The sequence below is a fragment of the Kineococcus sp. NPDC059986 genome (assembly GCF_040702905.1).
GTDB lineage: Bacteria > Actinomycetota > Actinomycetes > Actinomycetales > Kineococcaceae > Kineococcus.
This window is the reverse complement of sequence record NZ_JBFBND010000050.1, coordinates 1-25,549: the sequence shown is the minus strand read 5'-3', so window position 1 is coordinate 25,549 and position 25,549 is coordinate 1. Positions and strand designations below refer to the sequence as shown.

33 protein-coding genes are annotated in these 25,549 nt (G+C 73.3%); 19 read left to right on the top strand and 14 right to left on the bottom strand.

The window, feature by feature from the left end:
* The 3 genes from AB0637_RS23270 to AB0637_RS23260 all read left to right on the top strand — a co-directional run.
* Positions 1-703 (top strand): HNH endonuclease signature motif containing protein (locus tag AB0637_RS23270; protein ID WP_366175078.1); only part of this gene is annotated, 703 nt, incomplete at its 5' end.
* 224 nt (positions 704-927) lie between these two features.
* Positions 928-1,290, top strand: a complete 363-nt coding sequence (locus AB0637_RS23265; RefSeq protein WP_366175077.1) for a hypothetical protein — start codon at positions 928-930, stop codon at positions 1,288-1,290.
* A gap of 9 nt (positions 1,291-1,299) precedes the next feature.
* Positions 1,300-2,118, top strand: a complete 819-nt coding sequence (locus tag AB0637_RS23260) for a class I SAM-dependent methyltransferase (protein ID WP_366175076.1) — start codon at positions 1,300-1,302, stop codon at positions 2,116-2,118.
* 4 nt (positions 2,119-2,122) lie between these two features.
* Here the strand turns inward: AB0637_RS23260 and AB0637_RS23255 are convergent, their stop codons facing one another.
* From AB0637_RS23255 to AB0637_RS23230, 6 genes are read right to left on the bottom strand one after another with little or no spacing between them, the layout of a single operon-like run.
* Positions 2,123-2,869: an SAM-dependent methyltransferase gene (locus AB0637_RS23255; RefSeq protein WP_366175075.1), complete on the bottom strand. Its 747-nt coding sequence runs from the start codon at positions 2,867-2,869 to the stop codon at positions 2,123-2,125.
* Positions 2,866-3,750, bottom strand: a complete 885-nt coding sequence (locus tag AB0637_RS23250; RefSeq protein ID WP_366175073.1) for a glycosyltransferase — start codon at positions 3,748-3,750, stop codon at positions 2,866-2,868. The genes AB0637_RS23255 and AB0637_RS23250 overlap by 4 nt, the downstream gene beginning before the upstream one ends.
* Positions 3,747-4,130, bottom strand: coding sequence for a 6-carboxytetrahydropterin synthase (locus AB0637_RS23245; protein WP_366175071.1), 384 nt, complete (start codon positions 4,128-4,130; stop codon positions 3,747-3,749). Before AB0637_RS23245 ends, AB0637_RS23250 begins: the two co-directional genes overlap by 4 nt.
* 10 nt (positions 4,131-4,140) lie before the next feature.
* Entirely contained in the window at positions 4,141-5,118 is a 978-nt protein-coding gene (locus AB0637_RS23240) for a zinc-binding alcohol dehydrogenase (protein ID WP_366175070.1), read from the bottom strand.
* Positions 5,115-6,275: an alpha/beta fold hydrolase gene (locus tag AB0637_RS23235; RefSeq protein WP_366175069.1), complete on the bottom strand. Its 1,161-nt coding sequence runs from the start codon at positions 6,273-6,275 to the stop codon at positions 5,115-5,117. The genes AB0637_RS23240 and AB0637_RS23235 overlap by 4 nt, the downstream gene beginning before the upstream one ends.
* Positions 6,272-6,613: a hypothetical protein gene (locus AB0637_RS23230; protein ID WP_366175079.1), complete on the bottom strand. Its 342-nt coding sequence runs from the start codon at positions 6,611-6,613 to the stop codon at positions 6,272-6,274. The genes AB0637_RS23235 and AB0637_RS23230 overlap by 4 nt, the downstream gene beginning before the upstream one ends.
* Positions 6,614-6,723: 110 nt before the next feature.
* On the opposite strand from AB0637_RS23230, the gene AB0637_RS23225 reads away from it, so the two are divergent.
* From AB0637_RS23225 to AB0637_RS23215, 3 genes are read left to right on the top strand one after another with little or no spacing between them, the layout of a single operon-like run.
* Positions 6,724-7,257 carry a hypothetical protein gene (locus tag AB0637_RS23225; protein WP_366175068.1) on the top strand — a complete coding sequence of 178 codons (534 nt, stop codon included), beginning with the start codon at positions 6,724-6,726 and terminating at the stop codon, positions 7,255-7,257.
* 49 nt (positions 7,258-7,306) lie between these two features.
* Positions 7,307-7,744, top strand: coding sequence for a peptide-methionine (R)-S-oxide reductase MsrB (msrB, locus tag AB0637_RS23220; protein WP_366175067.1), 438 nt, complete (start codon positions 7,307-7,309; stop codon positions 7,742-7,744).
* A gap of 15 nt (positions 7,745-7,759) precedes the next feature.
* Positions 7,760-8,077 carry a hypothetical protein gene (locus AB0637_RS23215; protein ID WP_366175066.1) on the top strand — a complete coding sequence of 106 codons (318 nt, stop codon included), beginning with the start codon at positions 7,760-7,762 and terminating at the stop codon, positions 8,075-8,077.
* Between the two features lies 1 nt (position 8,078).
* On the opposite strand, the gene hemQ is transcribed toward AB0637_RS23215, so the two are convergent.
* From hemQ to hemE, 3 genes are read right to left on the bottom strand one after another with little or no spacing between them, the layout of a single operon-like run.
* A complete protein-coding gene (hemQ, locus tag AB0637_RS23210) occupies positions 8,079-8,789 on the bottom strand; it encodes a hydrogen peroxide-dependent heme synthase (RefSeq protein WP_366175064.1) in 711 nt (236 codons plus the stop codon).
* Between the two features lie 24 nt (positions 8,790-8,813).
* Positions 8,814-10,214, bottom strand: coding sequence for a protoporphyrinogen oxidase (gene hemG, locus AB0637_RS23205; RefSeq protein ID WP_366175063.1), 1,401 nt, complete (start codon positions 10,212-10,214; stop codon positions 8,814-8,816).
* On the bottom strand, positions 10,202-11,269 hold the full coding sequence (hemE, locus tag AB0637_RS23200; protein WP_366175062.1) for a uroporphyrinogen decarboxylase: 1,068 nt from the start codon (positions 11,267-11,269) through the stop codon (positions 10,202-10,204). The genes hemG and hemE overlap by 13 nt, the downstream gene beginning before the upstream one ends.
* A 65-nt stretch (positions 11,270-11,334) precedes the next feature.
* Between hemE and AB0637_RS23195 the strand changes: the two genes are divergently transcribed.
* The 8 genes from AB0637_RS23195 (at position 11,335) to AB0637_RS23160 (ending at position 17,248) form a co-directional block, all read left to right on the top strand.
* On the top strand, positions 11,335-11,928 hold the full coding sequence (locus tag AB0637_RS23195; RefSeq protein WP_366175061.1) for a DUF3000 domain-containing protein: 594 nt from the start codon (positions 11,335-11,337) through the stop codon (positions 11,926-11,928).
* A gap of 111 nt (positions 11,929-12,039) precedes the next feature.
* Positions 12,040-12,642 (top strand): response regulator transcription factor, encoded by a 603-nt coding sequence (locus AB0637_RS23190; protein WP_179754984.1) that lies wholly within the window; start codon positions 12,040-12,042, stop codon positions 12,640-12,642.
* Positions 12,643-12,676: 34 nt separating this feature from the next.
* Positions 12,677-13,954 (top strand): HRDC domain-containing protein, encoded by a 1,278-nt coding sequence (locus AB0637_RS23185; RefSeq protein WP_366175060.1) that lies wholly within the window; start codon positions 12,677-12,679, stop codon positions 13,952-13,954.
* A gap of 118 nt (positions 13,955-14,072) precedes the next feature.
* Entirely contained in the window at positions 14,073-14,507 is a 435-nt protein-coding gene (locus tag AB0637_RS23180) for an ATP-binding protein (protein WP_366175059.1), read from the top strand.
* Positions 14,508-14,563: 56 nt separating this feature from the next.
* Positions 14,564-15,391 carry a hypothetical protein gene (locus tag AB0637_RS23175; protein ID WP_366175058.1) on the top strand — a complete coding sequence of 276 codons (828 nt, stop codon included), beginning with the start codon at positions 14,564-14,566 and terminating at the stop codon, positions 15,389-15,391.
* 124 nt (positions 15,392-15,515) lie between these two features.
* The gene (locus AB0637_RS23170) at positions 15,516-15,821 is read left to right on the top strand and encodes a hypothetical protein (protein WP_366175057.1); all 306 of its coding nucleotides are present in this window, start codon (positions 15,516-15,518) and stop codon (positions 15,819-15,821) included.
* Positions 15,822-16,217 carry a rhodanese-like domain-containing protein gene (locus AB0637_RS23165; protein ID WP_366175056.1) on the top strand — a complete coding sequence of 132 codons (396 nt, stop codon included), beginning with the start codon at positions 15,822-15,824 and terminating at the stop codon, positions 16,215-16,217. It abuts the gene before it with no gap.
* A gap of 20 nt (positions 16,218-16,237) precedes the next feature.
* Positions 16,238-17,248 (top strand): cell wall-binding repeat-containing protein, encoded by a 1,011-nt coding sequence (locus tag AB0637_RS23160; RefSeq protein WP_366175055.1) that lies wholly within the window; start codon positions 16,238-16,240, stop codon positions 17,246-17,248.
* On the opposite strand, the gene dxs is transcribed toward AB0637_RS23160, so the two are convergent.
* Together dxs and AB0637_RS23150 are read right to left on the bottom strand one after the other, a co-directional pair.
* The gene (dxs, locus tag AB0637_RS23155) at positions 17,158-19,113 is read right to left on the bottom strand and encodes a 1-deoxy-D-xylulose-5-phosphate synthase (RefSeq protein ID WP_366175054.1); all 1,956 of its coding nucleotides are present in this window, start codon (positions 19,111-19,113) and stop codon (positions 17,158-17,160) included. The two genes, AB0637_RS23160 and dxs, sit on opposite strands and share 91 nt — an antisense overlap.
* Before the next feature lie 107 nt (positions 19,114-19,220).
* On the bottom strand, positions 19,221-19,616 hold the full coding sequence (locus AB0637_RS23150; protein ID WP_366175053.1) for a hypothetical protein: 396 nt from the start codon (positions 19,614-19,616) through the stop codon (positions 19,221-19,223).
* A gap of 321 nt (positions 19,617-19,937) precedes the next feature.
* Here AB0637_RS23150 and AB0637_RS23145 point away from each other — a divergent pair, with 321 nt between their 5' ends.
* From AB0637_RS23145 to AB0637_RS23135, 3 genes are all read left to right on the top strand, one after another.
* Positions 19,938-20,693, top strand: a complete 756-nt coding sequence (locus AB0637_RS23145) for a hypothetical protein (protein WP_366175052.1) — start codon at positions 19,938-19,940, stop codon at positions 20,691-20,693.
* A 114-nt stretch (positions 20,694-20,807) separates the two neighbouring features.
* Complete coding sequence (locus tag AB0637_RS23140) at positions 20,808-21,209, top strand: hypothetical protein (protein ID WP_366175051.1); 402 nt, start codon at positions 20,808-20,810, stop codon at positions 21,207-21,209.
* A gap of 141 nt (positions 21,210-21,350) precedes the next feature.
* Positions 21,351-21,857, top strand: coding sequence for a GNAT family N-acetyltransferase (locus tag AB0637_RS23135; RefSeq protein ID WP_366175050.1), 507 nt, complete (start codon positions 21,351-21,353; stop codon positions 21,855-21,857).
* 115 nt (positions 21,858-21,972) lie between these two features.
* On the opposite strand, the gene aspS is transcribed toward AB0637_RS23135, so the two are convergent.
* Complete coding sequence (gene aspS / locus AB0637_RS23130) at positions 21,973-23,256, bottom strand: aspartate--tRNA(Asn) ligase (protein WP_366175048.1); 1,284 nt, start codon at positions 23,254-23,256, stop codon at positions 21,973-21,975.
* A 333-nt stretch (positions 23,257-23,589) separates the two neighbouring features.
* Positions 23,590-23,790, bottom strand: coding sequence for a hypothetical protein (locus AB0637_RS23125; protein ID WP_366175047.1), 201 nt, complete (start codon positions 23,788-23,790; stop codon positions 23,590-23,592).
* A 197-nt stretch (positions 23,791-23,987) separates the two neighbouring features.
* On the opposite strand from AB0637_RS23125, the gene AB0637_RS23120 reads away from it, so the two are divergent.
* Positions 23,988-24,191: a hypothetical protein gene (locus AB0637_RS23120; protein WP_366175046.1), complete on the top strand. Its 204-nt coding sequence runs from the start codon at positions 23,988-23,990 to the stop codon at positions 24,189-24,191.
* A gap of 244 nt (positions 24,192-24,435) precedes the next feature.
* On the top strand, positions 24,436-24,648 hold the full coding sequence (locus AB0637_RS23115; protein WP_366175045.1) for a hypothetical protein: 213 nt from the start codon (positions 24,436-24,438) through the stop codon (positions 24,646-24,648).
* 127 nt (positions 24,649-24,775) lie between these two features.
* Here AB0637_RS23115 and AB0637_RS23110 read toward each other — a convergent pair whose 3' ends face one another.
* Positions 24,776-25,339 (bottom strand): hypothetical protein, encoded by a 564-nt coding sequence (locus tag AB0637_RS23110; protein WP_366175044.1) that lies wholly within the window; start codon positions 25,337-25,339, stop codon positions 24,776-24,778.
* Between the last annotated feature and the right edge of the window lie 210 nt (positions 25,340-25,549).

The window sequence follows — 25,549 nt, the reverse complement described above, 5'->3', positions numbered from 1 at the left end:
GCGCCTCATGACGTTCGCCACCGCCTGCGCCGACGCCACCACCGACCACACCAAGGCCGCCGGCGTCCACGACGACCGCGACCACGCCACCCGCGTCAACGACGCCCTCGTCGACGTCCTGCGCGACGGCCTCACCCGCTGGACCCCCGCCACCTCCGACGACGCACACCAACGCCCCGCCGACGACGAGCACCCAGTCACCACCGGCCGCAGCCACCGCCCCGCCACCAGCGTCCACGTCCTCCTGCGCATCGACGCGACCACCCTCTTCGGCACCGACACACACCTGCCCGAGAACGCCGCCTGGGTCGACGGCCTCGGCCCCGTCAGCATCCAGACCGCGCGGGAACTGGCCGCCGACCCCGACGCCACCTGGCGCAAGGTCGTCACCGCCCCCGGCACCCGCGACGTCATCGACGTCGCCGCCGACACCTACCGACCCTCCGCCGCCCTGCGCCGGTTCATCGTCGCCCGCGACGAGACCTGCCGCGGACCAGGGTGCGTACGCCCGGCCGCGGACTGCGACCTGGACCACATCGTCCCCTGGCCCGAGGGCCCCACCACCGCCGACAACATCCAGGCCCTGTGCCGCACCCACCACCGGTTCAAGACCCAGTTCGTCTGGGAACACGTCGACGACCGCGCCGAACGGGTCGCCGCACTGCGCGCTGCCCGCGACGCCGACGACCCACCCCCGTTCTGACCCACGGGCGCGAAACCGACTGGACTTCCCCTGCCCAGCGGCTATGGTCGGCTCCATGCGAGGGATCGTGGGACGTGCGCGGCTCGGGGTGAACCCCCGGGTCGCACCGACGTGCGTTCCCACCACCTCGCCCCCTGACGGGTGATCCGTTCACCGAGATCACCACACCCAGGGACGCCCCGCATCCGCGAGGCGTCCTTCTTGTTTCTCCCGAGGAGTTCACCATGACCAGCACGACCACCTCCGCCGCGACCCCCGTCGTCGCCCACGGGCTACCCGGTCCCGCTCTCGACGCGACCCTGCTCGCAGAACTGCGGGCGGTTCTCGAAGAGACCCGCGACGACCGCCGGCACCTGCTGCAGTCCCTCACCGCTGAGGAACTGCGCGCCGCGGACACCGATCCCGCTGCGGCAGCGCGCATCACGAGCGCTCGCCGCGCTCTCGGCGAGGCTGCGGACGCACTCGCCCGCATGGACGCCGGCACGTTCGGCCTCTGCGTCCACTGCCAGGGAGCCATCCCGCAGGAACGCCTGGAGTTCCTCCCCCACGCCAGCGGCTGCGTCCCCTGCAGCCGCCGTCGCTCGTAGGCTCTCGCCGTGGACCCCGTCACCACGAACATGCGCAACTGGGACGAACGCGTTCCCGACCACGTCGTCGCCTACGACGCTGAGGCGTTCGCGGACGACCCGCAGGCCGTGGGCGTCGCGGTGGAGGCGGAGGTCCTCGGCCCGCACCTGCCAGGGGGTTCCCTCGAGGGCCTCGACGTCGTCCACCTGCAGTGCCACATCGGCACGGACACCATCAGCCTCGCCCGCCGCGGAGCCCGGGTGGTCGGCACCGACCTCTCCGGCGCCGCGGTGGCCACGGCGACACGGCTCGCCGCGCGGGCTGGGCTGCCGAAGGTGTCGTTCGTGCAGACCACCAACGAGGACGCGCCCGACGTCCTGGGCCGGCAGTTCGACGTCGTGCTGACGTCCGTCGGGGTGCTCACGTGGTTGTCCGACCTGCGCCCGTGGGCTCGTGCGGTGGCCCGCCTGCTGCGGCCGGGTGGGGTCTTCCTCGTGCACGACGCGCATCCGACGATGAGCGCCCTGCAGTACGACCGGGACGACGGCCAGCTCGTGCTGGGTGAGCCGTACTTCTCCGGCGGCGGCCCCCGGCGCTTCGACGACGGGACGACCTACGCCAGCGACTCCCGGATGGCGAACGCCGTCACGTACCAGTGGACGCACGACCTCGGTGAGGTGTTCGGCTCGGTCCTGGCGGCGGGACTGCGGATCGAGGCGTTCCACGAGCACCGCACGATCCCGTGGAAGGCCCTGCCGTCCCTCGTCCCGAGCGAACGGGGGTGGGAACTCCCGCCGGGTTCCGCCGAGTGCCCCCTGATGTTCTCCCTCGTGGCCCGGAGGGCCTGAGCGCCTACTGCGCGAGCAGGTCCTCGTGCGGCACCACGGCCGCAGAAACCGGTCGCCCGGACACGCCGGCCGCGGTGAACCACCCCCGGGCCCAGGCGTCGAGCAGGGGCGACGGCCCGAGCCGCCACGGCGTCGCATCCCGCTCCACCGACCACCCGTGGGCGGCGAACGCCTCGGCGACGAAACCCGTCGCGTCGGGGCCGAGACCGTGGGCGCGCTGGTCGGCGTCGAAAGCCTCTGCGGCGCCGGGGACGTCGGGTTCCGTGCTCGCCCCGCCGGCGACGGTCAGCACGAACAGCACCGCGGGACGTGGGTCCAGCGTCGACAGCACCTCGACGAGCCCGGTCGCGACGGGCGCGGGCAGCACGTCGAGCAAAGCGGACCCCACGACGACGTCCGCACCCGAGAGCACGTCGCTCAGGGCGTCCCGGTCCCCGAGGTCGACCCGCGTCGTCGCCACCGACGCCGCTGCGTCGACGGGAACCGCCAGCGCCCGGGACAGCAGGGCCTCGTCGTGGTCGACGAGGACCCAGTCCTGCGCCGCGCCCACGCCGAGCTCGAGCAACCGCGGCGCGAGGTGGCGCAGGGTGGACCCGGACCCCGCCCCGAGGTCCACGACGCGGACCCGGTCGCGGTCGGCGAGCCGCGCGGCGAGCAGACCCTCCAGACGCCGGGACCGGGTGGAGTGGTCCACGGGTTCCCGCAGCGCCAGCCAGTCGGGGTCGAAGTTCTCGAGCTCGGTCTCCGTCACGGTGCCTCCAGCACGTCGGTCACGGTCCGTGCGGTGTCGTCCCACGTCGGCAGTTCTCGGGCGGCGGCGGCACGCCGGCAGGCGTTCCGCAGTCCCGGGGACGCCGCCCACCGCTCCAGCGCGGCACACACGGCGTCCACGTCACGCTCCACGACGATCCCGGCGTGGCCGACGAGGTCGGGCAATTCCCCCCGGTCGGCGACGAGGGACGGAACCCCGCGCACCAACCCCTCGGCGACGGCCATCCCGTACGGCTCGGCCTCCGAGAGCAGCGCGTGCAGGTCGGCTCGGTCCCACTCCGCCTGCAGCGCAGCGTCGTCGAGGGGACCGAGCAACGTCGTCCCGGCCACGGAGAAACCCTCCTCGACGGTCCCGGCGCACCGCACCGTCCACGGGTCGCCGAGCCGGGCGACGGCCTCGGCGAGGAGGCGCTGCCCCTTGCGGGCACCCACCGTCCCGACGCTCAGCACCCGGTGCGCCCCGCGCGCCACCGACGGTCGCACCGGGGCGGTGCCGGGTTCGGCGACGACGGCCTCGACGCCGGAGACCTCCAGGACCCGTCGGGCGGCGGACCGGCTGGGCACGACGACGGCGTCGACGAGCCGGAGTGAGCGCACCTCGTCGGCCAGCACGGGTTCGGGTGGAACGTCGTCGGCCCGCAGCAGGTGGACGAGCAGCACCAGCCGGACCCGGCCGCGGTGCGCCGCGAGCACGTCGGGCCGGGCCGACGCCACGAGCCCGTCCAGGAGGACCGCCGCACCGGCGGGCACCTCCTCCAGCGACCCCACGACGCGGCCCACGACGCCCCGGGCCAGGAGTTCCGCGTCGTACCGGTTGCCGCCCGTGGGCGCGGAGAGGTCGGGCGCGAGGAGGACCCTCACAGCTCCTTCTCGTACGAGGCCCACGCCACGTCGGACTCCCGCAGCAGCACGGTGATCCCGGCGAGCCCGGTCACGGCCGGACCGAGGTCGACGCTGAGCCGGTCGGCGATCCAGCGGCACAGGAACTCGGTCGAGGTGTTCTGCCCCGCGAACTCCTCGACGTCGTCGAGGTTGCGGTACTCGACCTGCGCGAGCACCGTGCGCAGCACCTGCGAGGCCACGCCGATGTCGACGACGAGGCCGTCCGCGTCCAGGTCGGCCCGCCGGAACGTCGCCTCGACGACGAACGTCGCCCCGTGCAGGCGCTGCGCCGGACCGAACACCTCGCCGGTGAAGCTGTGCGCCACCATGAACCGGTCGCGGACGGTCAACGAGAACATGCAGGACTCCTCAGTAGCTGAACCGGTGGCAGAGGGCGTCGCCCCCCACGGCGGCGATCCCGGGCAGGACCTCCGCGGACCGCGCGAACGGGGTGACCCCGTCGAGCAACGCGTCGAACCGCTCGTCGGACAACAGGTCCAGCGCCAACGCGAGCCGGCGCCGGGTCGTCCACCGCGGCGCCCGGGCGGGCGGGACGCGTCCGACCTGCGAGGCCCGGATCGTCAGGCGGCGGGAGTGGAAACCTTCCCCCAGGCCGACTTCGACGTTGCGGTCGCCGTACCAGCTGAGCTCGGCGAGCAGGCCCTCGTCGCCGAGCAGTTGCAACCCCGTCGTGAGCCCCGCACCCGTTCCGCTGGTGTGCAGGACGACGTCCCGTTCGCGGCGCGCGTCGTCCGGCGCGACGAGGCGGAAACCGAGGCGTTCGGCGGTCCCGGCCCGGTCGGTCCGCACGTCGACGGCTTCGACGTCGGTGCCGGGGACCCGCGCGGCGAGGGTCGCGACGAGCAGCCCGAGGACGCCCGCGCCGACGACGGTGACCCGGTCACCGATCCCCAGACCCGCGTCCCACACCCCGTTGACGGCGGTCTCCAGCATCCCCGCGAGGACGGCACGCCCCGGCGGGACGGCGGCCGGGACGGGCAGCACGGAGGAAGCGGGCACGACGTACCGGTCCTGGTGCGGGTGCAGGCAGAACACCCTGCGCCCCACGAGGTCCTGGGCGCGCGGACCGGCCTGCTCGACGGTCCCGACCGACAGGTAGCCGTACTTGACGGGGAACGGGAACTCCCCGGACTGGAACGGGGCGCGCATGGTGTCGTGCTGGCTGGGCGGCACCGCGCCGGCGAGGACGAGGGCCTCCGTGCCGCGGCTGACGGCGGAGAACTCCGTGCGGATCTCCACGTCGGCCGTGCCGATCACCGGCAGCAGTTCCTCGCGGAGTTCGACCTGCCCCGGCCCGGTGGTCCAGAGCGCGTGCGCGACGCTCACGAACCGACCCCCGCCCGTGCGACGACGAACTCCCGGACGGCCGACTCCCAACCCTGCGGGTCCACGTTCCACTCCTTCGTGTGCCGCGCGGTGCTGCTGGCGACGTAGGTGATGAGGTCGGGGCGGGCCTGGGCCAGGCGCTGAGAGGGCCCGGAGGGGACGTAGTCGTCGGCGTCGGAGTGCAGCAGCACGGCCGGCAGCTGCAGTTCCTCGGCACGGCGCACCCAGTCCATCGCCCGCAGGTCCACCGGACCCGGGACACCCACCAGCCGACGTCCCACCGGGTGCCCCAGCAGCTGCACCCCGAAGCGGCCCAGGCGCACGGGAACGCCGGCCTTGCGGGCCTGGTGGTCCAGCACGTCGAACCAGTCCACGACGGGACCGTCCAGGACGAGCGCGGCCACGTGCTGCGCGAGGGCGGAACGGGCGACGAACTGCAGCACGATGGCCCCGCCCATCGACCAGCCGACGAGCAGCAACCGCCGGGCGCCCCGCTCCAGCGCGTACCGCGCAACCGCCTCGACGTCCCGCCACTCGGTGTCGCCGAGCCCGTAGAACCCGGGTTTCACGGCGGGGGCGTCGACGTCGTTGCGGTAGGCCGGGACGAGGCACGGCAGGCCGAGGTCGTGGAGCACGGGCACGGCGCGCAGGGCCTCCTCGCGCGTGGCCCCGCGCCCGTGGACGAGCAGCGCCCAGGTGTCCGAGGGGCCCGGCACCGACCAGCACGGCAGGGCCCCGACGTCGCTGGGGACGAGCACGTCCTCGTGCGCCAGGCCGAGCGCCCGCGCCGGGTCGCCCGCGTAGTAGTACTGGTTCCACCGCGCCGCACCGGGGGCGGGCACACCCGCGTCGACGCCGAGCAGCTCCCGCGTCACGCGCTCGTCGTCCGCCTCGAGGACGTCGCCCACGCGGAAGTGGCCCCGCCCCTCCTGCGTCCACACGCCGTACCGGCCCGGGACGACCGTGTCCGCCGTGGCGGTCAGCACGACCCGGTGGGGCCCGACCTGCAGCACCTCGAGGTCGTCCGGCTTGTGGCGCCGAGGCGTCACCACCGCCCGTGCGAACGACACGGCGGTGGCCGTCAGCGCCGCTCCCGTCACGGTCGCGGCGGTGGCCGTGGCGACGGCTCCGACGGCGGCGGCGCGCCGCCCGTTCACCCGCCCGCCCGCAGGACCAGCCGCACCAGGGGGACCTGCAGCGGGAGCCGGACGGTCGTCACGACGCGGGCCCGGGTCGACCCCGACCGCCACGCGTCGACCGCCATCTGCACGTTCGCCGGCCACACCGCGACGAGGAAGGCCGCGGCGGCCCGGGACGTCACGCGGCGCGTGGCCGGCACCGCGAAGCCGCCCGCGAGCGCCAGCTCGGCGACACCGGAGCCGTTCGTCCACGCCCGGGCCGAACCCGGCAGGGCGCGGGGCACGATCGCGTCGAAACCGCGGGGGCGCAGCAGGTGCGCCACCCCGGCCGTCCCGAAGAGGACTGCGGGGGCCACCCAGCGCGGTACCGCACGACTGCTCCGGCCCCGGGTGCTCCACGCGTTCACGCCACGATCCTGCCGGACACCGGGCTGCCGGGCTCACCCACCCCCACTAGGGTCGGCGCGTGCCTGTTGAGAACGCGTCGCCCCACGCCGCTCCCTGGACCGTCGTCGTCCTCACCGAGGAGGCCTTCGGCGACGTCGACGCCCGCAACGTCGCGCAGCTGCACGCCGCCGAACGCGCCGAGGGGCAGGACGTGCGGCACGTGGTCCTCGTCCCGGCCGACACCGACCGCAGTCTGCTCGCCGACGTCCTCGACCGGCTCAGCCTGGGCGAGCTGAAGAAGGCCTTGGCCGACCTGCGCGCCGGACGCCCCGACGCCCGGGAGGCCCGCGCCGACGCCGAGACCGCGCTGCGGGCCACCGTGGAGGCGCTGCGCGCCGAGGGGCTGACGGCGGACGGCCGCACGACCGCGGACGACCCGCTGCCGGCCGTCCGGCAGGCACTGGCCGAGGAACCGGACGCGCGCGAGCTCGTCGTCGTCACGCGTCCGCACGCCGTCGAGGACACCTTCCACGCCGACTGGGCGTCCAAGGCGCGCGACACCCTCGGCGTCCCCGTGCTGCACGTCTACGCCGGCACGACACGGCTCGGCTGAGCGGACCGCCGGACGGAACACCGCACGCACCGGAGGGGTTGAGGTGGACATGACTGCGCACACGCCCGAGACCAGCAGCAAGACGTACGACGTGACGAAGACGGACGCGGAGTGGCGCGCGCAGCTGGACCCGCAGGAGTACCACGTGCTGCGCCAGGCCGGGACGGAGCGACCGTTCACCGGTGAGTACGAGGACACGACGACCGAGGGCGTCTACGCCTGTCGCGCGTGCGGGGCCGAGCTGTTCACCAGTTCGGAGAAGTTCTCCTCCCACTGCGGCTGGCCGTCCTTCTTCGACCCCAAGGACTCCGACGCCGTGGAACTGCTCGAGGACACCACCCTGGGCATGCGCCGCGTCGAGGTCCGTTGCGCCACCTGCGGTTCGCACCTGGGCCACGTCTTCGAAGGCGAGGGCTACCCCACGCCGACGGACCAGCGGTACTGCATCAACTCGATCAGCCTCAGCCTGCGCCCGTCGCAGGCCTGAGGCAGGGTGGGCTGCATGAGCGAGCAGCCCTACGAACCCCGTGATCCCGACGTCGACCCGCTGGCGGATCCCGACCTCCAGCAGGTCGACTCGGACGCGGCTCCGTCGGCCGACGACCCCGACGTCCTCTCCAGCGACACCCTGATGCGCGACGACCAGGACGACCAGGGCTGGGAGCCGGAGAACCACCTCAGCAACTTCACCGCCGAGATCATCGAGGACGGGGACCGCGACTCCGAGACCCTCGACGAGCGGCTGGCGCAGGAGGAGCCGGACGTCGACGCCACCCGCGCGGGTGACGCCGACTCCGAGGCGGACTACCGCCAGGTCTGACTCACGGCAGGGCGTTGACGAGCTCCGGGAGTTCGACCCGGGGCCCGGTGAAGAACGGGATCTCCTCGCGGACGTGGCGGCGGGCCTCGGTGGCCCGCAGGTCACGCATGAGGTCGACGATGCGGTGCAGCTCGTCGGCCTCGAACGCGAGGATCCACTCGTAGTCGCCCAGCGCGAACGCGGACACGGTGTTGGCGCGCACGTCCTCGTACGGACGGGCCGCCAGCCCGTGGTCGCGCAACATCGTGCGTCGCTCGGCGTCGGGCAGCAGGTACCAGTCGTAGGACCGGACGAACGGGTAGACGCAGACGTAGTCGCGCGCCCGCTCCCCCGACATGAACGCCGGCACGTGGCCGCGGTTGAACTCCGCGGGGCGGTGCAGGCCGACGACCGACCACACGGGCGCGAGGTGGCGCCCGAGCCGGGTGCGGCGCAGGCGGCGGTAGGCCTCCTGGACGAGTTCGATCGTGGGGGCGTACCACCACACCATGACGTCGGCGTCGGCGCGCAGACCGGCGACGTCGTAGAGGCCGCGGACGACGAGCCCCTTGCCGGTGAGCTCCTCGAGCAGGCCGGAGACCTCGTCGGTCAGCTCGGCCCGGTCGGCGTCACCGAGGGTCGTCTCGACGGCGAACACCGACCACATCGCGTAAGCGATGGTGCCGTTGATCTCGTCGGCGGTGGGAGTGCTGGCGGGGGTCGTGTCGGACATGGCGCCATCCTCCCCCAGCCCCCGTCAGGCCACGGCGGCGGCCGCCCGCCGGGCCGCCGCGATGCACGCCGGGACGCCGACCCCGTCGAGGACGGAGCCGCAGACGGCGAGGCCCTCCACGCGCTCGACGGCCGCCCGCAGCCGCGCCACCCGGTCCACGTGCCCGACGGCGTACTGCGGCAGACCGTCGACCCAGCGCACGACGGCGTGGTCGACGGGGTGCAGCGCCCGGCCCAGCAGGGCGGAGGCGTCCTGCGTCGCCCACCGCACCACATCGGTGTCGTCGGCCTCCAGCGCCTCGGTCTCGCGGGCCCGGCCGAGGGAGACACGCAGGACGGCGAGTTCACGGCTCTGGTCCCCCACCCACTCCCACTTGCGTCCCGACAGCGTCAGCGCCTTGACGTGCAGCCCGCGGCCGGCCCCGACGACGGGCGGCACGAGCACGCCGGACCCCGTGAGCCCGTCGAGGTCGGCGACGGGGACGGCGAGCGCCGTGATGACCATGCTCGCGGTCTCGACGTCGGCGAGCTCGGCGGCCGCGGCGGGCGCCGGGCCGGCCAGCAGCCGGGCGGCCGCGGGGGCGGGGACGGCGAGCACCACGGCGTCGGCCTCGAGCACGGCGTCGGGAGTGCGGACGCGCCAGCCGGTGGCGGTGCGGGTGAGCTCGTGGACGGGGGTGCCGGTGCGGACGTCGGCGCCGCGGGCGCGCAGGTCCTCGGCCAGGGCCACCGGGAGGCGGGCGATCCCGCCGTCGACACCGGCGAAGACGGGGGCCCCCGGGGCCGGTGCGGGGCCGAGGCCGTCGAGCAGGGAGCCACCGCGGCGGGCGTGCTGCCACAGCGCGGGAACGGTGGCCTGCAACGAGAGCCGGCGGGCGTGCCCGGCGTAGACGCCGCCCAGGAGGGGTTCGACGAGGCGGTCGACGACGTCCTGGCCGACGCGCTCGGCGACGTACTCGGCGACGCTGACGTCGTCCTGCAGCGGGGTGGCGGGCCGTTCGGGTTCGGTCCGGACGCGCTCGACGGCAGCGGGGTCGAGCAGCCCGCGGACCGACTCGGCCGACCGGGGAACGCCCATGACGGTGCCGGCGGGCAGCGCGCTCAGCCCGGTGGCGGTGGCGACGGAGGCCGTCGTCGTGGCCGGGTGGACGAGGGGCAGTCCGAGGTCGCGGGCGAGGTCGGTGCCCTCGGGGCGGCGGGCCAGCATCGACTCCGCGCCGAGGTCGACGGTCAGTCCGCCGACGTCGGCGCGCTGCAGGACACCGCCGAGACGGCCTGCGGCCTCCAGGACGGTGACGTCGCAGTGGCCCGCGAGGTCGCGCGCCGCGACGAGACCGGAGATCCCGCCGCCGACGACCACGACACGACGACGACCGGGGGGACGACCGGGGAGACGACCGGCGTCGCGGCCGGTCAGTTCCGCCACGCGTGGACCTCCTCGACGACCCGGTGCAGGACGTCGGCGTCGGCGGTCGGCGGGACGCCGTGGCCGAGGTTCACCACGTGCCCGGCCCCGGCCCGCTCCCCCTCGCGCAGGATGCGGTGCAGGTCCTCGCGCAGGACCTCCCACGGGGCGAAGAGCAGCGCCGGGTCGAGGTTGCCCTGCACGGCGACGGGGCGGCCGGCGCCCTCGCGGCCGCGGCGGGCGCCCTCGTCGAGGGGGACGCGGAAGTCCACGCCGAGGACGTCGACGCCGCCGTCGACGGCGGCCATGGCGCCGAGCAGTTCTCCGGTGCCGGTGCCGAAGTGGGTGCGCGGGACCCCGAGGTCGCCGACCGCGCCGAGGGCGGCGGCGGAGTGCGGGGCGACGAGGCGCTCGTAGACGGCCAGCGGCAGGGAGCCGACCCAGGAGTCGAACAGCTGCACGGCGGAGGCGCCGGCGAGGACCTGAGCGCGCAGGAACGTCCCGGTGATCTGCGCGAGGCGGGCGGCGAGGTCGTGCCACAGCTGCGGGTCGGCGTGCATCAACGCCTTGGTGCGCAGCAGGTCCCGCGAGGGTCCGCCCTCGACGAGGTAGCTGGCGAGGGTGAACGGCGCACCGGCGAACCCGATGAGCGGGGTCGCGCCGAGCTGCTCGGTGGTCAGCCGCACGGCGTCGGTGACGTGCTGCAGCTGCTCGAGGGACAGTTCGGGGATGCGGTCGAGGTCGGCGCGGGTGCGCACGGGTTCGGCGATGACGGGTCCGGTGCCGGGGACGATCTCGACGCCCACCCCCGCGGCCTCGAGCGGGACGACGATGTCGGAGTAGAAGACGGCCGCGTCGACGTCGTAGCGGCGGACGGGCTGCAGCGTGATCTCGGCGACGAGCTCGGGGCGGCGGCAGGACTCCAGCATGGTCGTCCCGGCACGCGCCGCGAGGTACTCCGGCAGCGAGCGGCCGGCCTGGCGCATGAACCAGACGGGGGTGCGCGAGGGCGTGGTCCCGCCGCGCGCGGCGTGCAGGTACGGGGAGGTCTGGTCGGGCGCGTTCTGGTCAGGCACGCTGGCGATGCTCCCACGGCGTGGCTGCACCGCCCCCGGGGGCGGGACTGCCTACGCTCCCTGCCGTGACCGCTCACCGAGGACGCTCAGGACCAGGTGCCCCCGGCGTCCCCGCCGCCTTCGAGGCGGCTGTGGCGGCGGTGCGCGAGGTCCGGCTGCGGTCGGAGCTGGTGCTGACGGAGGTCCCGGCCCCCGCGCGGATCGCACCGCACTCGTGGGCCGTCGCCGGGGACGTCGTCCTCGACGGCGACGAACTGGCCACGGGCCGGTTCATCCTGCTGCACGACCCGTCGGCCCCGGAGGAGTGGGGCGGGGAGTTCCGCGTCGTGACGTACGCGCGCGCCGACCTGGAGGCCGAGCTCGGCGCCGACCCGATGCTGGGCCAGGTCGGCTGGTCGTGGCTGGAGGACGGGCTCGCCAACGCCGGCGCCGAGGCGACCGGGGTGGGCGGCACGGTGACGCGGGTGCTGTCCGAGGGCTACGGGGCCCTCGCCGACCGGGAGGCCTCGGTGGACGTCGAACTGCGGGCGTCGTGGACGCCGCAGGATCCCGACGGCCTGCCCGCGCACCTGCAGGCGTGGGGTGAGCTGGTGTGCACGGTGGCGGGGCTGCCGCCGTTGCCCGAGGGCGTCGTGTCCCTCGGACGGCGCAACCACTGACAGGCGCTGACGCGCGAACGTTCAAGGACCACCCCAGGGTGGCCGATCACCTCCTCAGAAACAGAGGCGCACCCGCCAGGGGTGCGCCCGATCGCCTGCAGGAGGACGACGGTGACTGCGCTCGTCGAACGCCCCGGGATGGCCGTTCCTTCCCGTCTCGGCCGCTTCGCGGCCCTCGTCGCCGTCGCGGACCCCGCGGTGCGCGAATCGGTGACGCGCACGCTGCGCATGCTCGGCGCGGTGAACGTCGAGCACGCCACGAGCGTGGCCCAGGCCCGCGCGATGGCCCGCACGGGTCCGCGTGCGCTCTTCATCGCCGACGCCGGGCTGCCCGACGGTTCCGGCGCCCAGCTCGTCTCGGAGCTGCGGGCGGCGGGCTGGAACCGCTGCGTCGTGCTCTCCTCCAACGCCGACCCGTTCGCGGTCCGCGGTGCGGTGGCGGCCGGGGTGCGGTGCTACCTCGTCACCACGCGTCCGGAGGGTGTGGGCTTCGAGGGCCGCGGCGGTGAGTCCGGTGTGGACTCGCTGTCCGAGCGCGAGGTCGAGGTGCTCCAGCACGTCGCCGACGGCCGTTCCAACAAGGACACGGGCGCCCTGCTCGGCCTGTCCGCGCTGACGGTCAAGAGCCACCTGGCGCGCATCGCCCGCAAGCTCGGCACGGGTGACCGCGCCGAGATGGTCGCCATCACCCTCCGTGCAGGTGTGATCCAGTGATCTGAGCGCACCGCCGGTCACGTACGGTGGTGCGGTGACGAACGCGCCGGTGGAGCAGCAGGAACAGGTCGCCGAACCTGAGCTGCCGCTGCTCTCGGCTCCCGCCGACGGCCTGCCGCCCGTCGTGGCCGACGAGGCCGCGCTGGCGCAGGTCGTCGCTGCGTTCGCGGCCGGTTCGGGACCGGTCGCCGTCGATGCCGAACGCGCGTCGGGCTACCGGTACGGGCAGCGGGCGTTCCTCGTGCAGCTGCGCCGCGAGGGCGCGGGCACCGCGCTCATCGACCCGGCCGCACTCCCGGACCTGTCCGCGCTCGGTGAGGCGCTGCAGGGTGTGGAGTGGGTGCTGCACGCGGCGAACCAGGACCTGCCCTGCCTGGCCGAGCTCGGGATGCACCCGAGTTCGCTCTTCGACACCGAGCTCGGGTCGCGCATCGCGGGGTTGCCGCGGGTCGGGCTGGGTGCGGTGGTCGAGGAACTCCTCGGGCTGCGACTGGCCAAGGAGCACTCCGCCGTCGACTGGTCGACGCGGCCGTTGCCCGAACCGTGGCTGACGTACGCGGCCCTCGACGTCGAGGTCCTCGTGCAGTTGCGCGACGCGCTCGCCGAACGCCTTGCGGCGCAGGGCAAGCTGGAGTGGGCCCGGCAGGAGTTCGAGCACGTCGCGACGACTCCCCCGCCGCCGCCGCCGGCCGAGCCGTGGCGACGGACGTCGGGTCTGCACGCGGTGCGCTCCCGCCGGCAGCTGGCCGTCGTGCGCGAGCTGTGGCTGGCCCGCGACGCCGAGGCCCGCCTCAAGGACACCTCCCCCGGCCGGTTGCTGCCGGACTCCGCCATCGTCGCGGCGGCGCGGGCGATGCCCCGCACCCCGCAGGCGCTGGCGGCGACGTCGGGCTTCACCGGCCGCGCGTCCCGTTCGCGGTTGTCGTTGTGGGCCGACGCGGTCGCGGCCGGCCTGGCCCTGCCCGACGCGGACCTGCCGGCGCACCAGCCGCGCGGGGACGGCCCCCCGCCGCCGCGGGCGTGGGCGGCCAAGGACCCCGAGGCCGCGGCCCGGTTGAACGCCGCGCGCGCCGTCGTGACGGGCGTGGCCGACGAGCACGGCCTGCCGGTGGAGAACCTCCTGCAGCCGGACGCGCTGCGCCGGTTGGCCTGGGCGCCGCCGACCCCGTTGGAGGAGTCGTCGGTCCGGGCCGCCCTGGCCGAGCGCGGTGCGCGGGCCTGGCAGCTGGACCTGGTGGCCGCCCCGCTCGTGCAGGCGATGGCGGAGGCGAAGGTCGAGGCGATCGTCGACTCCGAACCCGCCGGATCCTGAGCGTCGACCCACCGCGGCTGAGCACGCCGACACTTCTCGCCTTGCCCGGGTGGTCCGAGTGGGGGATGGTCGTGCCGGTCACGCAGCGGTGACGGTGTCGACGGTGACGGAGCTTGACGTGGAACGTCTCACCCTGGACGAGCGGTTGTCCGCCGCGGCGATGGCACGGCACTGGGTCTGCGACCACTGCCCCGAGCAGCACCTGCCCGCGGCGCGGCGCTGGATCGCCGAACTGCTCACGAGCGAACTCGTGCAGAACGCCCTCGACCACGGCCGCGGCCCGGTCGTGCTGTCCCTCACCCACGACGAGGAGGGCATCCTCGTCGGGATCACCGACGGCGACGACCGCGTCCCGACCCTGCGTCACCAGTCGCCGCAGGCCACCGACGGTCGCGGCATCGCCCTGGTCGACGCGCTGGCCACGGCCTGGGGCGTCTACCGCAGCGACGAGGTGCCCGACGGCGCTGACGAGCAGGACGCCGGCTGGTGGCCCCAGCCGCGGGACGAGGGCTCCGCGGCCAAGACGGTCTGGTTCCACCTCGCGACACGCTGACCCGTCCGGGCGACGACGACGGGGCGTGACGGCCCGTTCCGTCTACGGTCGGGCAGGTGAGCACCGAACAGCCGCCCCCCGTCCGGGCCATCCTGCGACGCAGCGTGCTGGCGACCAGCGTCGTGGACGACCTGGACGTCGACCTCGACGACGACGGGATCCGCCTGCCGGGCTGTTCCCCGTTGGAGTGGGCCGACCTGGCGCGCGCCGCGGGAGCGGCCGCCGGCGACGGGGACGAGGACGTGACGCGCCTGCGGGTCGGAGACCTCCTGCACGCCCACCACGAACTGCACTCCGGCACCGCCCGCGTGGTCCCGCTCGCGGTGCCCGTCGACGCCGACCGGCACCCCGGGTTCGGCTGGACCCACCGCGCCGTCCTCGGGGGCGCCCTGCACCTGGGGCTGGGCGTCGTCGTGCCGCACGGCCGGTCCGAGCGGACGCTGCCGCTGCCCGTGGCCTCGGCCCGCGCGACCGGTCGCTCGACCTCCGTGGGCGAGGAGGACCTCGCCCGGCTGGAGGAGTTCGGCGCCCTCGTCGTCCAGCGCCTCCTGCGCGACACCGGGACCCCGACGGCGGGGGTGCTGCGTCCCGTCGGCGGCTGCGACGTCCCCACACTGCTCGTGTCGAGCACGCTGCGCGAACACCTCGTCGCCGGTCCCGACCGGACGCCGGGCAACGTGCTGCGCGCCGTGGCCGTGCCCGACCGCAGCCGCGGCTGGTTCGACCTGGCCCGCATCGACCCCGCCTACGTGGGGGCCGCGTGGGCCGCGACCGACCGGGCCGACCGGGGTCTGCGGCGTCCGGTGTTCGTCACCCGCGAGGAGGTCGCACTGGCGCCGACGAGCCCCCGTCTCGTGGAGAACGTGCTCGCCGAGGGACAGTGATCCGCGCCACGTCGGCCGTGGGGATTCGGTAACGAACGAGACACGACGCCGTCCGTCCGGTGAAATGGGCGGTGTGCAGCTAGGGGCCACAGCCACTGGATCCATCACCATCCGCGGGAACGACGTGTTCCTGCACGCCGAGGGGCGGACCGAGGTCTACGACCTTCACTACGCGCGCATGCTCGTGCCCTACCTCAAGGGCGAGCGGCACGTGCCTCCGCTGCGGATGGCCCACTTCCGTCCCGGTGTGAAGCCGTGGATCTGCCTCAGCGTCATCGAGGACGACGGTCACGAGCCGAACCTGTCCGGCATCGCGATCTACTCCGGCCTCGGCACGCACCGCGAACTCGGCTTCCACCTGTCCCCGTCCGAGGCGTGGCGGATGGCGGAGATGCTCGAGCACGCCCTGCAGGCGCGCGAAGCCGCCTGAGTGGGTGCCGCCGACCACCTGGCCCGGGTGCAGGCGGAGCTGGACCGGCTGACCCCGGCGGAGCTGGCGCGAGAGCAGGCCGCAGGTGCGCTCGTCGTCGACACCCGGACCCCGTCGCACCGCGCCGAGCAGGGCGAGTTCCCGGGGGCCCTCGTCATCGACCGCACCGTGCTGGAGTGGCGGCTGGACCCGGCCTGGCCCCACCGCATCCCCGAGGCCACGAGCCTGGACCTGCGGGTGGTCGTCGTGTGCCGGCACGGGTACAGCTCCTCGCTGGCGGCGGCCAGCCTGCGGGCGGTGGGGCTGCACCGGGCGACGGACCTCGTCGGCGGGGTGGAGCGCTGGATCGCCGACGGGTACCCGGTGCACCGCGGAACCGTCGACCTCCGGGAGTGATCACCTCGTAGAGTCACCCCATGTTCACCAAGCGTCACATCGTTGGGGTCGCCGTGGCGGTGGCCGCCGTCCTGACGTCCGCCCCCGCAGCCCAGGCGGTCAGCACCCCGTTCGTCTACAGCGGTACCGTCCGCGCCGACGGGACCGACCGGTACACCACGGCGGCGCTCGTCTCGCGGGGCTCGTTCGCGCCCTCGACGGGGTCGACGGTGTTCCTGGCCAGTGGTGAGTCCTTCGCCGACGCGCTGGCCGCCGGCCCCGCGGCCGCGAACCTCGACGGACCCCTGCTGCTCACCGCGGCGGGCGGACTGCCGGCCGCGACCCGCGCCGAGCTGACGCGCCTGTCCCCCGCGTCGGTGCACGTCGTCGGAGGGACCGACCGCGTGCCGGACGCCGTCCTCGCCGCCGTGCGCGCCCTGCTGCCGTCGGCGACCGTCGACCGCACCGCCGGTGCCGACCGGTACGCGACAGCCGTCGCCGTCGCGCAGAAGTTCTTCCCGGCCCAGCAGGCGTCCTTCGTGCTGGCCCGTGGCGACGCGTTCCCCGACGCCGTCTCGGGGGCCGCGCTGGCCGGGTGGCGGGGCGAACCGCTGCTGCTGACGGCACCGGACCGGTTGCCGGACAGCGTGACGACGTGGCTCAGCGCGGCGGACCGGTCACGCGTCACGGTCATCGGCAGCACCGCCTCGGTGTCCGCGACGGTCACCGCCCGGGCCGACCTGTTCCTGTCCGCGCCCGAGGCCGTGACGCGCCTCGCCGGGGCGGACCGGTACGCGACGTCGGCGGCCGTCGCGAGCGCCGTGCACCAGCAGTCGTCGGTGGCGGTGGTGGCCACGGGCCGCACGTTCCCCGACGCGCTCGCCGCCGTGCCCGCGGCGGCCGTCAACGGTGCACCGCTGCTGCTCGTCCCCGGGGACTGCACGCCGACCGCGACGCGCGCCTACCTCGAGGGGAACGGCGCGCTGCGGGGTGTGCTCGTCGTCGGGGACTCCTCGGCTGTGGCGGACGAGGCGCTCGACCGGGCCTGCTGAGCGACGGCCTCGACGACGGACCGGGCCACGTCCTGCGGGGCGAGGCCGGCCTCGTCGAGCAGGGTCTCGCGGTCCCCCACGTCCAGGAACCGTTGCGGCAGCGCGAAGACCTGGACGGGCGTCGGGTCCCGACGGGCCTGCAGGGCCGCCGTCAGGGCCCAGCCGACCCCGCCGACCTCGCACCCGTCCTCGAGCACGGCGACGTGGGCGTGCCGCGCCGCGAGGTCGACGAGGGCGTCGTCGACGGGCACGACCCAGCGCGGGTCGACGACGGTGACGCCGACCCCGTGCTCGCGCAGGCGGCGGGCGACGTCGAGCGCACGCGGGACGAGCGCGCCGACCGCGACGAGCAGGACGTCGTCGCCGGCCTCCCAGCAGTCCCCCTCGAGGACGTCGGCGAGCCCGGCGCGCGCGACGGCGGGGATCACCGCGGGCACCTTGCCCTTGCCGAACCGCAGCACCGTCGGCCCGTCCTCGACGGCCACGGCCTCGCGGAGTTCCTCGCGCAGGGTCTCGGCGTCGCGCGGCGCCGCCAACCGCAGGCCCGGGACGAGCCGGCACAACCCGAGGTCCCACACGCCGTGGTGGCTGGGCCCGTCCGGACCCGTGACACCGGCGCGGTCGAGGACGAACGTGACCCCCGCCCGGTGCAGGGCGACGTCCAGGAGGACCTGGTCGAAGGCGCGGTTGAGGAACGTCGCGTAGACGGCCACGACGGGGTGCAACCCGCCCGCGGCCATCCCCGCGGCCGAGGTGGCCGCGTGCTGCTCGGCGATCCCGACGTCGAACACGCGGTCGGGGAACGCGTCGGCGAACTCCTGCAGCCCGACGGGGATCTGCATGGCCGCGGTGATGCCCACGACGTCGCGGCGGGTGGTGGCGATCTCGGTGATCTCGCGGCTGAACACGCTCGTCCACGACGCCCCGGAACTGGCCTGCGCCTCCCCCGTCTCGGGGTCGATGATCCCGACGGCGTGGAAGTGGTCGGCGTCGTCGGCCAGGGCCGGTTCGTACCCGCGACCCTTCTGCGTGATGACGTGGACGATGACCGGTCCGCGGAACGACTTCGCCCGCCGCAGAGCGTGTTCCACGGCCTCGGTGTCGTGCCCGTCGACGGGCCCCACGTACTTCAGGCCCAGGTCCTCGAACAACCCCTGCGGGGCGACGATGTCCTTGAGGCCCTTCTTGACGCCGTGCAGCGTCTCGTAGGCCAGGCGTCCCGGCGCGCCGCCCCTGCGCAGCGACTGCTTGCCCCAGTCCAGGAGGCGTTCGTACTCCCGCGTCGTGCGCAGCGTCGCCAGGTGCGAGGCCATGCCGCCGATCGTCGGGGCGTAGGACCGCTCGTTGTCGTTGACGACCACGATCACCGGACGGTGCGCGGCGGCGATGTTGTTCAGCGCCTCCCAGGCCATGCCACCCGTCAGGGCACCGTCGCCGATGACCGCGACGACGGTGCGGTCGCGCTCCCCGCGCAGCTCGAAGGCCTTCGCCAGCCCGTCGGCCCACGACAGCGACGTGGAGGCGTGGGAGTTCTCGACGACGTCGTGCTCGCTCTCGGCCCGCGAGGGGTAGCCGGACAGGCCGCCGGCCTCGCGGAGCCGGCTGAAGTCCTGCCGCCCCGTCAGCAGCTTGTGGACGTAGCTCTGGTGGCCGGTGTCGAAGACGAAGCGGTCGCGCGGGGAGTCGAAGACGCGGTGCAACCCGATCGTCAGCTCGACGACGCCCAGGTTGGGCCCGAGGTGACCGCCCGTGCGGCTCACCGCGGCGACGAGGAAGTCACGCACCTCCCCGGCCAGCTGCGTCAGCTGGTCCGGGGCCAGGGTCTTGAGGTCGGACGGACCCTGGATGGACTCGAGCAGCCCCATGCGGGGTGGCCTCCTGTGACTGGGCGAACGGACCCGGCGAGTCTAGGAGCCCCCTGCGACACGCAGGTCGTGAACCCGCCCGGCCGGGCCAACCGTTCACGACCGGCTCACAGGCGGGGCACGAACTTCGTCCCCTCCATGGCCTGGTCGAGCAGGTCCACGGCCCGCGCCACCTTCCGCAGCCGCAGGTCCTCGCGCTCCAGGACGTCGAAGACGCCCGGCGCCGCCTCCGGGGGCAGCCGGTGCGACAGGTCGCGGCGGGCCGTGCTGGTCGCCCGCCGGACGGCCTCCCGCTGCGCCGCCACGTGCTGCCGCACGAGCCACACGAGCAGCACCGGGTGGTGGCGCACCGCGCGGTAGGTGCGGTACTCCGGCGGTGCCTGGTCCAGCAGCCAGGCGACCGCGTCCACGCGCCAGTCCGCGACGTCCTGGGCGTCGGGAGGAGGGACCTCCTGCGGCCAGCCCGGGGGGCCGTGGCGCACCGCGCGCTGCTGCTCGAACACGTGTTCGATGGTAGGTCACGTCTCGGGTCGCCACCCTTGTCGTGTCTCAGGACATCGGTGACAGTTCCGCATCAAGACATCGGTGACACTTCCGACGGTCGTGGTGGTGACACTTCTCGGCCCTTCGAGCCCCCGCCCCGCCGCTCTCAGTCGACCACGGCACAGCGCAGACCTCCCCTCACCGGGTGACGCTCACGCGGTGATGCAGGGCCAAGCGTCATCGGCGGACAGCCACGGCCGGGCGAGCAGCACCAGCGGAGCCGTTAGCGGCTCACCAGCACCCGCCTCGACTTCACGGTCACGGACGTCACGGTCATGACGATGACCGAGCGCAAGCTGAGCACGACGATCACCTGCATATCGCCAATGACCGGGCGCTCCGGCTCACCGGACCGCTGCCAGGATCAAGGGGTGGACGACGACGAGCTGCGGCAGGCCGCAGTCGAGGGCAGGCACCAGGCTGAAGCGCTCGACGCGCTGCGAGCCTGGCTGCTGATCGAGGACTCCTACGAGAGGGACGGTGTCCCCGATGAGGTCATGCACTTCATCCACGACCACGTCAGCCGCCTCCTCGGGCCGCAGGCGCAGATGGTGGGGGGCAAGTTCCTGCGTGAGCGCCTCGAGACCGGTGCGACCCTGCCCGACCTGGCGCGTGACCGCGCGGCCCTGATCGACCTGCTGGCCCTGATCGAGGGCAAGCGGCGCCGGGGCTTTGAGCTGCAGTGGGTGGCAGAGCGCCCCGCACCTCGGACTGGCGATGCCCACCGGCCGCAGGCGCTGCTGGTGATGGCTGAGTACAGCGTCGGGGACCCGGTATGGGATCGGCCACTGGGAACTGGCGGGTCGCTGTCGCTGAGCGAGCTGGGCGTCTCCGATGCCCTCGCGCAGCGGTTGCGAGGGTGGAACGAGCAGTTCGAGCAGCTGGCCCTCACCGACTTCGAGTGGGCCAGTCCCGAGACCCGGGCTGCGTGGGTGCAGCAGGGCCTGGACCTGGCGCACGAGCTGCAGCGCGAGCTGCCGGAGGTGGATGTCCGCTACTTCCACGCCGACGACGACCGCCCGCTCCGCAGCCTCTGAGCGGTGCCGGCCTGCTTACGTGGACTTGTGCACAGACGCGCGGTCATGGCGCGATCTGCGGCCTGAGTCCCCTGTTCAGACCCACGCCGCCCCAGCATGGGCAAGGCTGCAGGTGTGTCCAACGCCAGGCGACTGATCACCTCCATCGACATCAACGAGACGACAGGACCGGAGTTCAACAACGATCACCGCTCGTCCATCTCGGCGCTGCACGAGCTTGAACTCGCCGATGGACGGCGGCTAACTCTGCTCGACGACCGCGGCTGGTCCTCCAGCGGCCCCAGCAACATCTGGGCCCACGAATCGCTGCAGGGCCTGACCGAGACCGCGCGCACGGTGGTCGGACCCGACGAGCCGCCCGAAGGCCGCACTCACGAGGAAGAGGCGGCGCTGCACTGGGCCTACCTGGCGGACGTCGCCCAGGAGCACGGGGTGAGCATCGAGGCCAGCGAACTGGCGGCGCTGCGGCACGACGTGGACGTCAACCCCGCGATCCGGGGGCGGCTGACCCGCTGAGCTGAGCGATGCGACCACACCTTTGCGCCCCGTCATGGTGCGTTGTGCGCGCTGCCGCTGGCGGCTGACGACTTCACGGACGTGCCGACACACGGGAGACCGCGAGCAGTGACTCGAGCCGCTGGCTCCTAGGGTCAGCGCATGACGTCGGGGGTCACCGTTCGCCGTGCACGACCCAGCGACGCGCCACGGATGGCGCAGGTCCACGTCACCTCCTGGCAGCAGACCTACCGCGGCCTTATGCCCGACTCCGTCCTGGACGACCCGAACCTCCTGCCAGCCCGCGAACGCTTCTGGACCGGCGCCCTCACCGATGAGCGGTGGAGCACCAACCGCACCGTCGTCGCCGAAGTGAACGGCACCATCGTCGGCATCGCCATGTCCGGCCCCTCGCAGGAACCCGACGTCACCGAGGAGTCCCAGCTGCACCTCATCTACCTCGACGCGGCCCACCACGGCTGCGGAGTAGGAGCAGCACTGCTCAACGCCGTCCTCGACCCCGACGAGTCGGCTGCCCTGTGGGTCGTAGACCCCAACCCTCGTGCTCAGGCCTTCTACCGCAAGCACCGCTTCGCCCCCGACGGACGCAGCAGGACCGAGGACGGCGTGCGCGAGATCCGATGGGTCCGCCCCGCCGGTACGTCGTAGCGACCGCGGTCCTGGTCCGCCCTCGACGTCACGGTCATCCCGCGGTGCGTGCGGCACGGAGCGGACCGCCCTCCGACAGTCCGCTCCGCCCCATGTTCTCAGCCCGAGGTTCCGCTCACGGGGTCAGCCGGTGTAGGTCACGCGGAAACAGCGTGCTGCGCCGGACGTTATCCAGACCAGCCAGTCGGGCGACCCACCGCTCCAGGCCCAGCGCGAACCCGCCGTGCGGGGGCATGCCGTGGGCGAAGGTGTCCAGGTAGGTGCGGTAGTCGTCCAGGTTCTGCCCGCGGGCGGTGAGTGCGGCAACGTAGTCGGCGTGCTCGTGCAAACGCTGCCCTCCGGTCACCAGCTCCAGGCCGCGGAAGAGCAGGTCGAAGGAGTTCGTCCACCGGGGGTCATCAGGCTGAGGATGGGTGTAGAACGGCCGCTTGGCCGCGGGGTAGCCCTCTACGGCGAGGAAGTCGCTGTCGTGCTCACGCAGCGCCCACCGGCTCAGTTCCCGCTCGTGCTCCGGAGCCAGGTCCAGCTCCTCCGGGTCAGCGCCGACCAGGCGCAACGCGTCGCGGAAGTGGATGAGCGGGATCTGTTCCGGCACCACCGGCACCTGCACCCCAGCTAACCGGCAGACGTCCTCCTGCTCTGACACGGCGGTGACCATCCCGGCCAGGACCTCACGCAGCACCGCCAGGACGTCACGGTGGTCGGTGATGAAGCCCAGCTCGACGTCCAGGGAGGTGTACTGAGCCAGGTGGCGGACGGTGTCGTGCGGTTCAGCGCGAAACACCGGGCCCGTCTCATAGACCCGCTCGAAGACCCCGACCAGCATCTGCTTGTAGAACTGCGGGGACTGGGCCAGGTAGGCGGGGCGGCCGAAATAGTCCACGGCGAACACGTTCGCGCCGGACTCGGTGGCGGTGGCGGTGAACTTCGGGGTAGCGACCTCAGTGAACCCGCCCGCATCCAGCGTGGTGCGGAAGCCACGCAAGGAGGCCGCCGCCACCTCCCACACCGCTCGACGTTCCCGATGGCGCCAGGTGAGGGGCGCGTGGTCCAGCAGGGTCGGCAGCGCCGCGTCCAGGTGCGGGCGCCACAGCTCGACCGGCGAGGTCGCGGCGGGTGCGCTGAGAGCAGTGATGGTGGGATTGGTGACCTCCACCCCGCCGGGCGCCTTGGCGTTGGCGGTAGCTGTCCCAGTGACGCGCACGACGGTCTCCTCGGGCAAGCCGTCGAGTGCTGTCCGCGTCGCTTCGTCGCTCACCACGATCTGGGCCAAGCCGCTGCGGTCGCGCAGGACGAGGAAGGTCACCGCGGCCAGTCGCCGACGTCGGTGAATCCAGCCTTCAAGGCGGATGGGTTCGCCGATGTGCGCAGCGAGGGTGGTGTTGAGCGTGCGTTTCATGATCACCTCCAGGTGGTTCCTACCCCGGAGGTGTGGGCGATCGGGTTGCTCGCGGTGCCACCACACCTTCACCGGTCCGTACTGGACCGGCCTCGTCGGTCCGATGTCGGGGACCAGCCGTTACGGCTCGGGGGTCGTCACGCCCGTCAACGCCGCACCACCACTGTAGGGACCGGGCAGTGTTCTCGTCGAGACCAACTTCGGCGCCGCGTCCGCGGCGCATCCCCACCGCAGGGAACGACCTCACGGTCATCCCGCGTTCTGCGCGGTCCCGAGCTACCGGCGACGCCCCGGAATTGGTGAAGAGCGGGCGGTCGCTTAGTCAGTGGACGATCACCGAGAGGACTTGGACGAAGTCCCATCCATCGCCCGTCGACGACGGTTGTCGACGACGAGGATCGCGACCAACATGCCGAGCCAGAAGACCGCGTTGACAGCAGCGAGCCAGTAGAAGAAGTCATCCCCGTCCTGGATACCTCGGACGATGAAGACGAGGACGCCACCCACGCCCACCACGGCGCAGACGAAGGTCATAACCCAGCGCACCCAGGGTCGAAGTGGACCTTCGGGTCGCTCTCTCATCCACATGCGACAGCCCACGATTCGAGACGGACATAGCAGCTCACCATCACGTTGGCACCGTCTCACGACGGATTCCCGGGCGCCGCCGACGTCACGGTCATCCCGCGTTGTGCGCGCTGTCATGGGCGGCCGGCTTTGGACCCGATGACGTGAGCGTCGTCTCCGACGGGGAGACCTCCACCGTCGATGCAGACGGCGGAATGGTCATCCTCTATGCCGGGTGCACGGACGGGGATGTCTTGGTGACCTTCCCGGCGGGCAAGACCGTCACGCTCGTGGGGCCTGTGTGCCCCGACCAGGAAGTCGTCATCCACGACCAGGAGGTCGACCTCCGTCCACGCGTGGACGGCTAGGCAACCGCACAGTCATCCCGCGGTGCGCGCAGCGCACGGTGCGAAGCGCACGGTCATCCCGCGGTGCGCGCGAAGCGCACGGTCATCCCGCGGTGCGCGCGAAGCGCACGGTCATCCCGCGGTGCGCGCGAAGCGCACGGTCATCCCGCGTTGTGCGCGCTGACGCTGGCGGCCGAGACGTCGCGGTCCTGCCGAGATGCGGTCAGTCGCGACCAGCCGCCGCGTGGCCCGACAGACTGGCTAGATGGCGCGTTGGACGAACGACCGAGTCACCAAGCACGAGGGCGTCACCGCCGTCCTCTGCGCTGTGATCACCCTTGCTGCGGTGGCGGCGGCTCTCGCGCCGGTCGGGCCAAGACCGGCGTTCGCGGTGATCGCCGGGGTGATCGCTGTCGTCTTCCTGGGGCTGAGCGTGCACTACACGTCGGTCTGGCGAGGCAAGCGTCGCGCTGGCTAGGCGGGGAGTAGGCACACGGTCATCCCGCGTTGTGCGCGCTGTCGCCTGCGGCTGGCGCCGTCGCGTTCATGCCGAAGTGCGGGCGATGCCACAGCTCCGATCATGAGGTGAGCGGACGACCAAGCCGTCAGGTGACGACCCACCCGAGGACCGCGACTGCACCGCCTGCAGGGACCACATCGACGTCGAAGCCCTCGTCGTCCGTTCCCACTTCGAACCTCGCCTGCGACGTTGACCCTTGCGCTGAGCAGGTGGTCGAGACCGGAGTGGTGCTCACCTTGTCTCCTTGTCCCGTCTGGACGGTGACGCTGACGTCGACCTCTCCCCGCCCCGCGCAGACCACCTCCACCTGCCGGTTCCCGACCGCCGCATCCTGCCCGAAGAAACTGCCCCGCTGGTTTTGCACCTGCCAGCCCCCAGGGGTGTCCGCACCGGTGACGATGTCGGAGGAGCCGAGCACCACGCCCGTGCGGGACGGCAGCGCTGCCTGAGCTGCCTCCTTGTACTCGGCGATCTCCGCGGCATGATCACCGACTCGAGGACCGGTCGGCTCGGTCGTGACGCTGCTCGGTGTGGTCGTCGGCTGCATTAGCCGGTGGCTATCGGGACCGTCCGAACAGGCCGCGCTCAGCAGCGCGATACCGGCCAGCAGTCCCGCGACCAGCGCGCGGAGGCGGCGATGTTCATCCACTAGCGCACGCTGACACAGCTGCCCACGCTGTCGTGGGCGAATGATCCAAGATCCTGTCCTTGAACGAACCGACCGACGTCACGGTCATCCCGCGTTATGAGCGCTGTCGCCAGCGGCCGCGACGTCGCGATCTCGACGACAAGCGCACAGTCCACCGCTTCCACCGACGCCCCCTGACCCACCCACCTCACACCGGCCTGGACGAAGCCG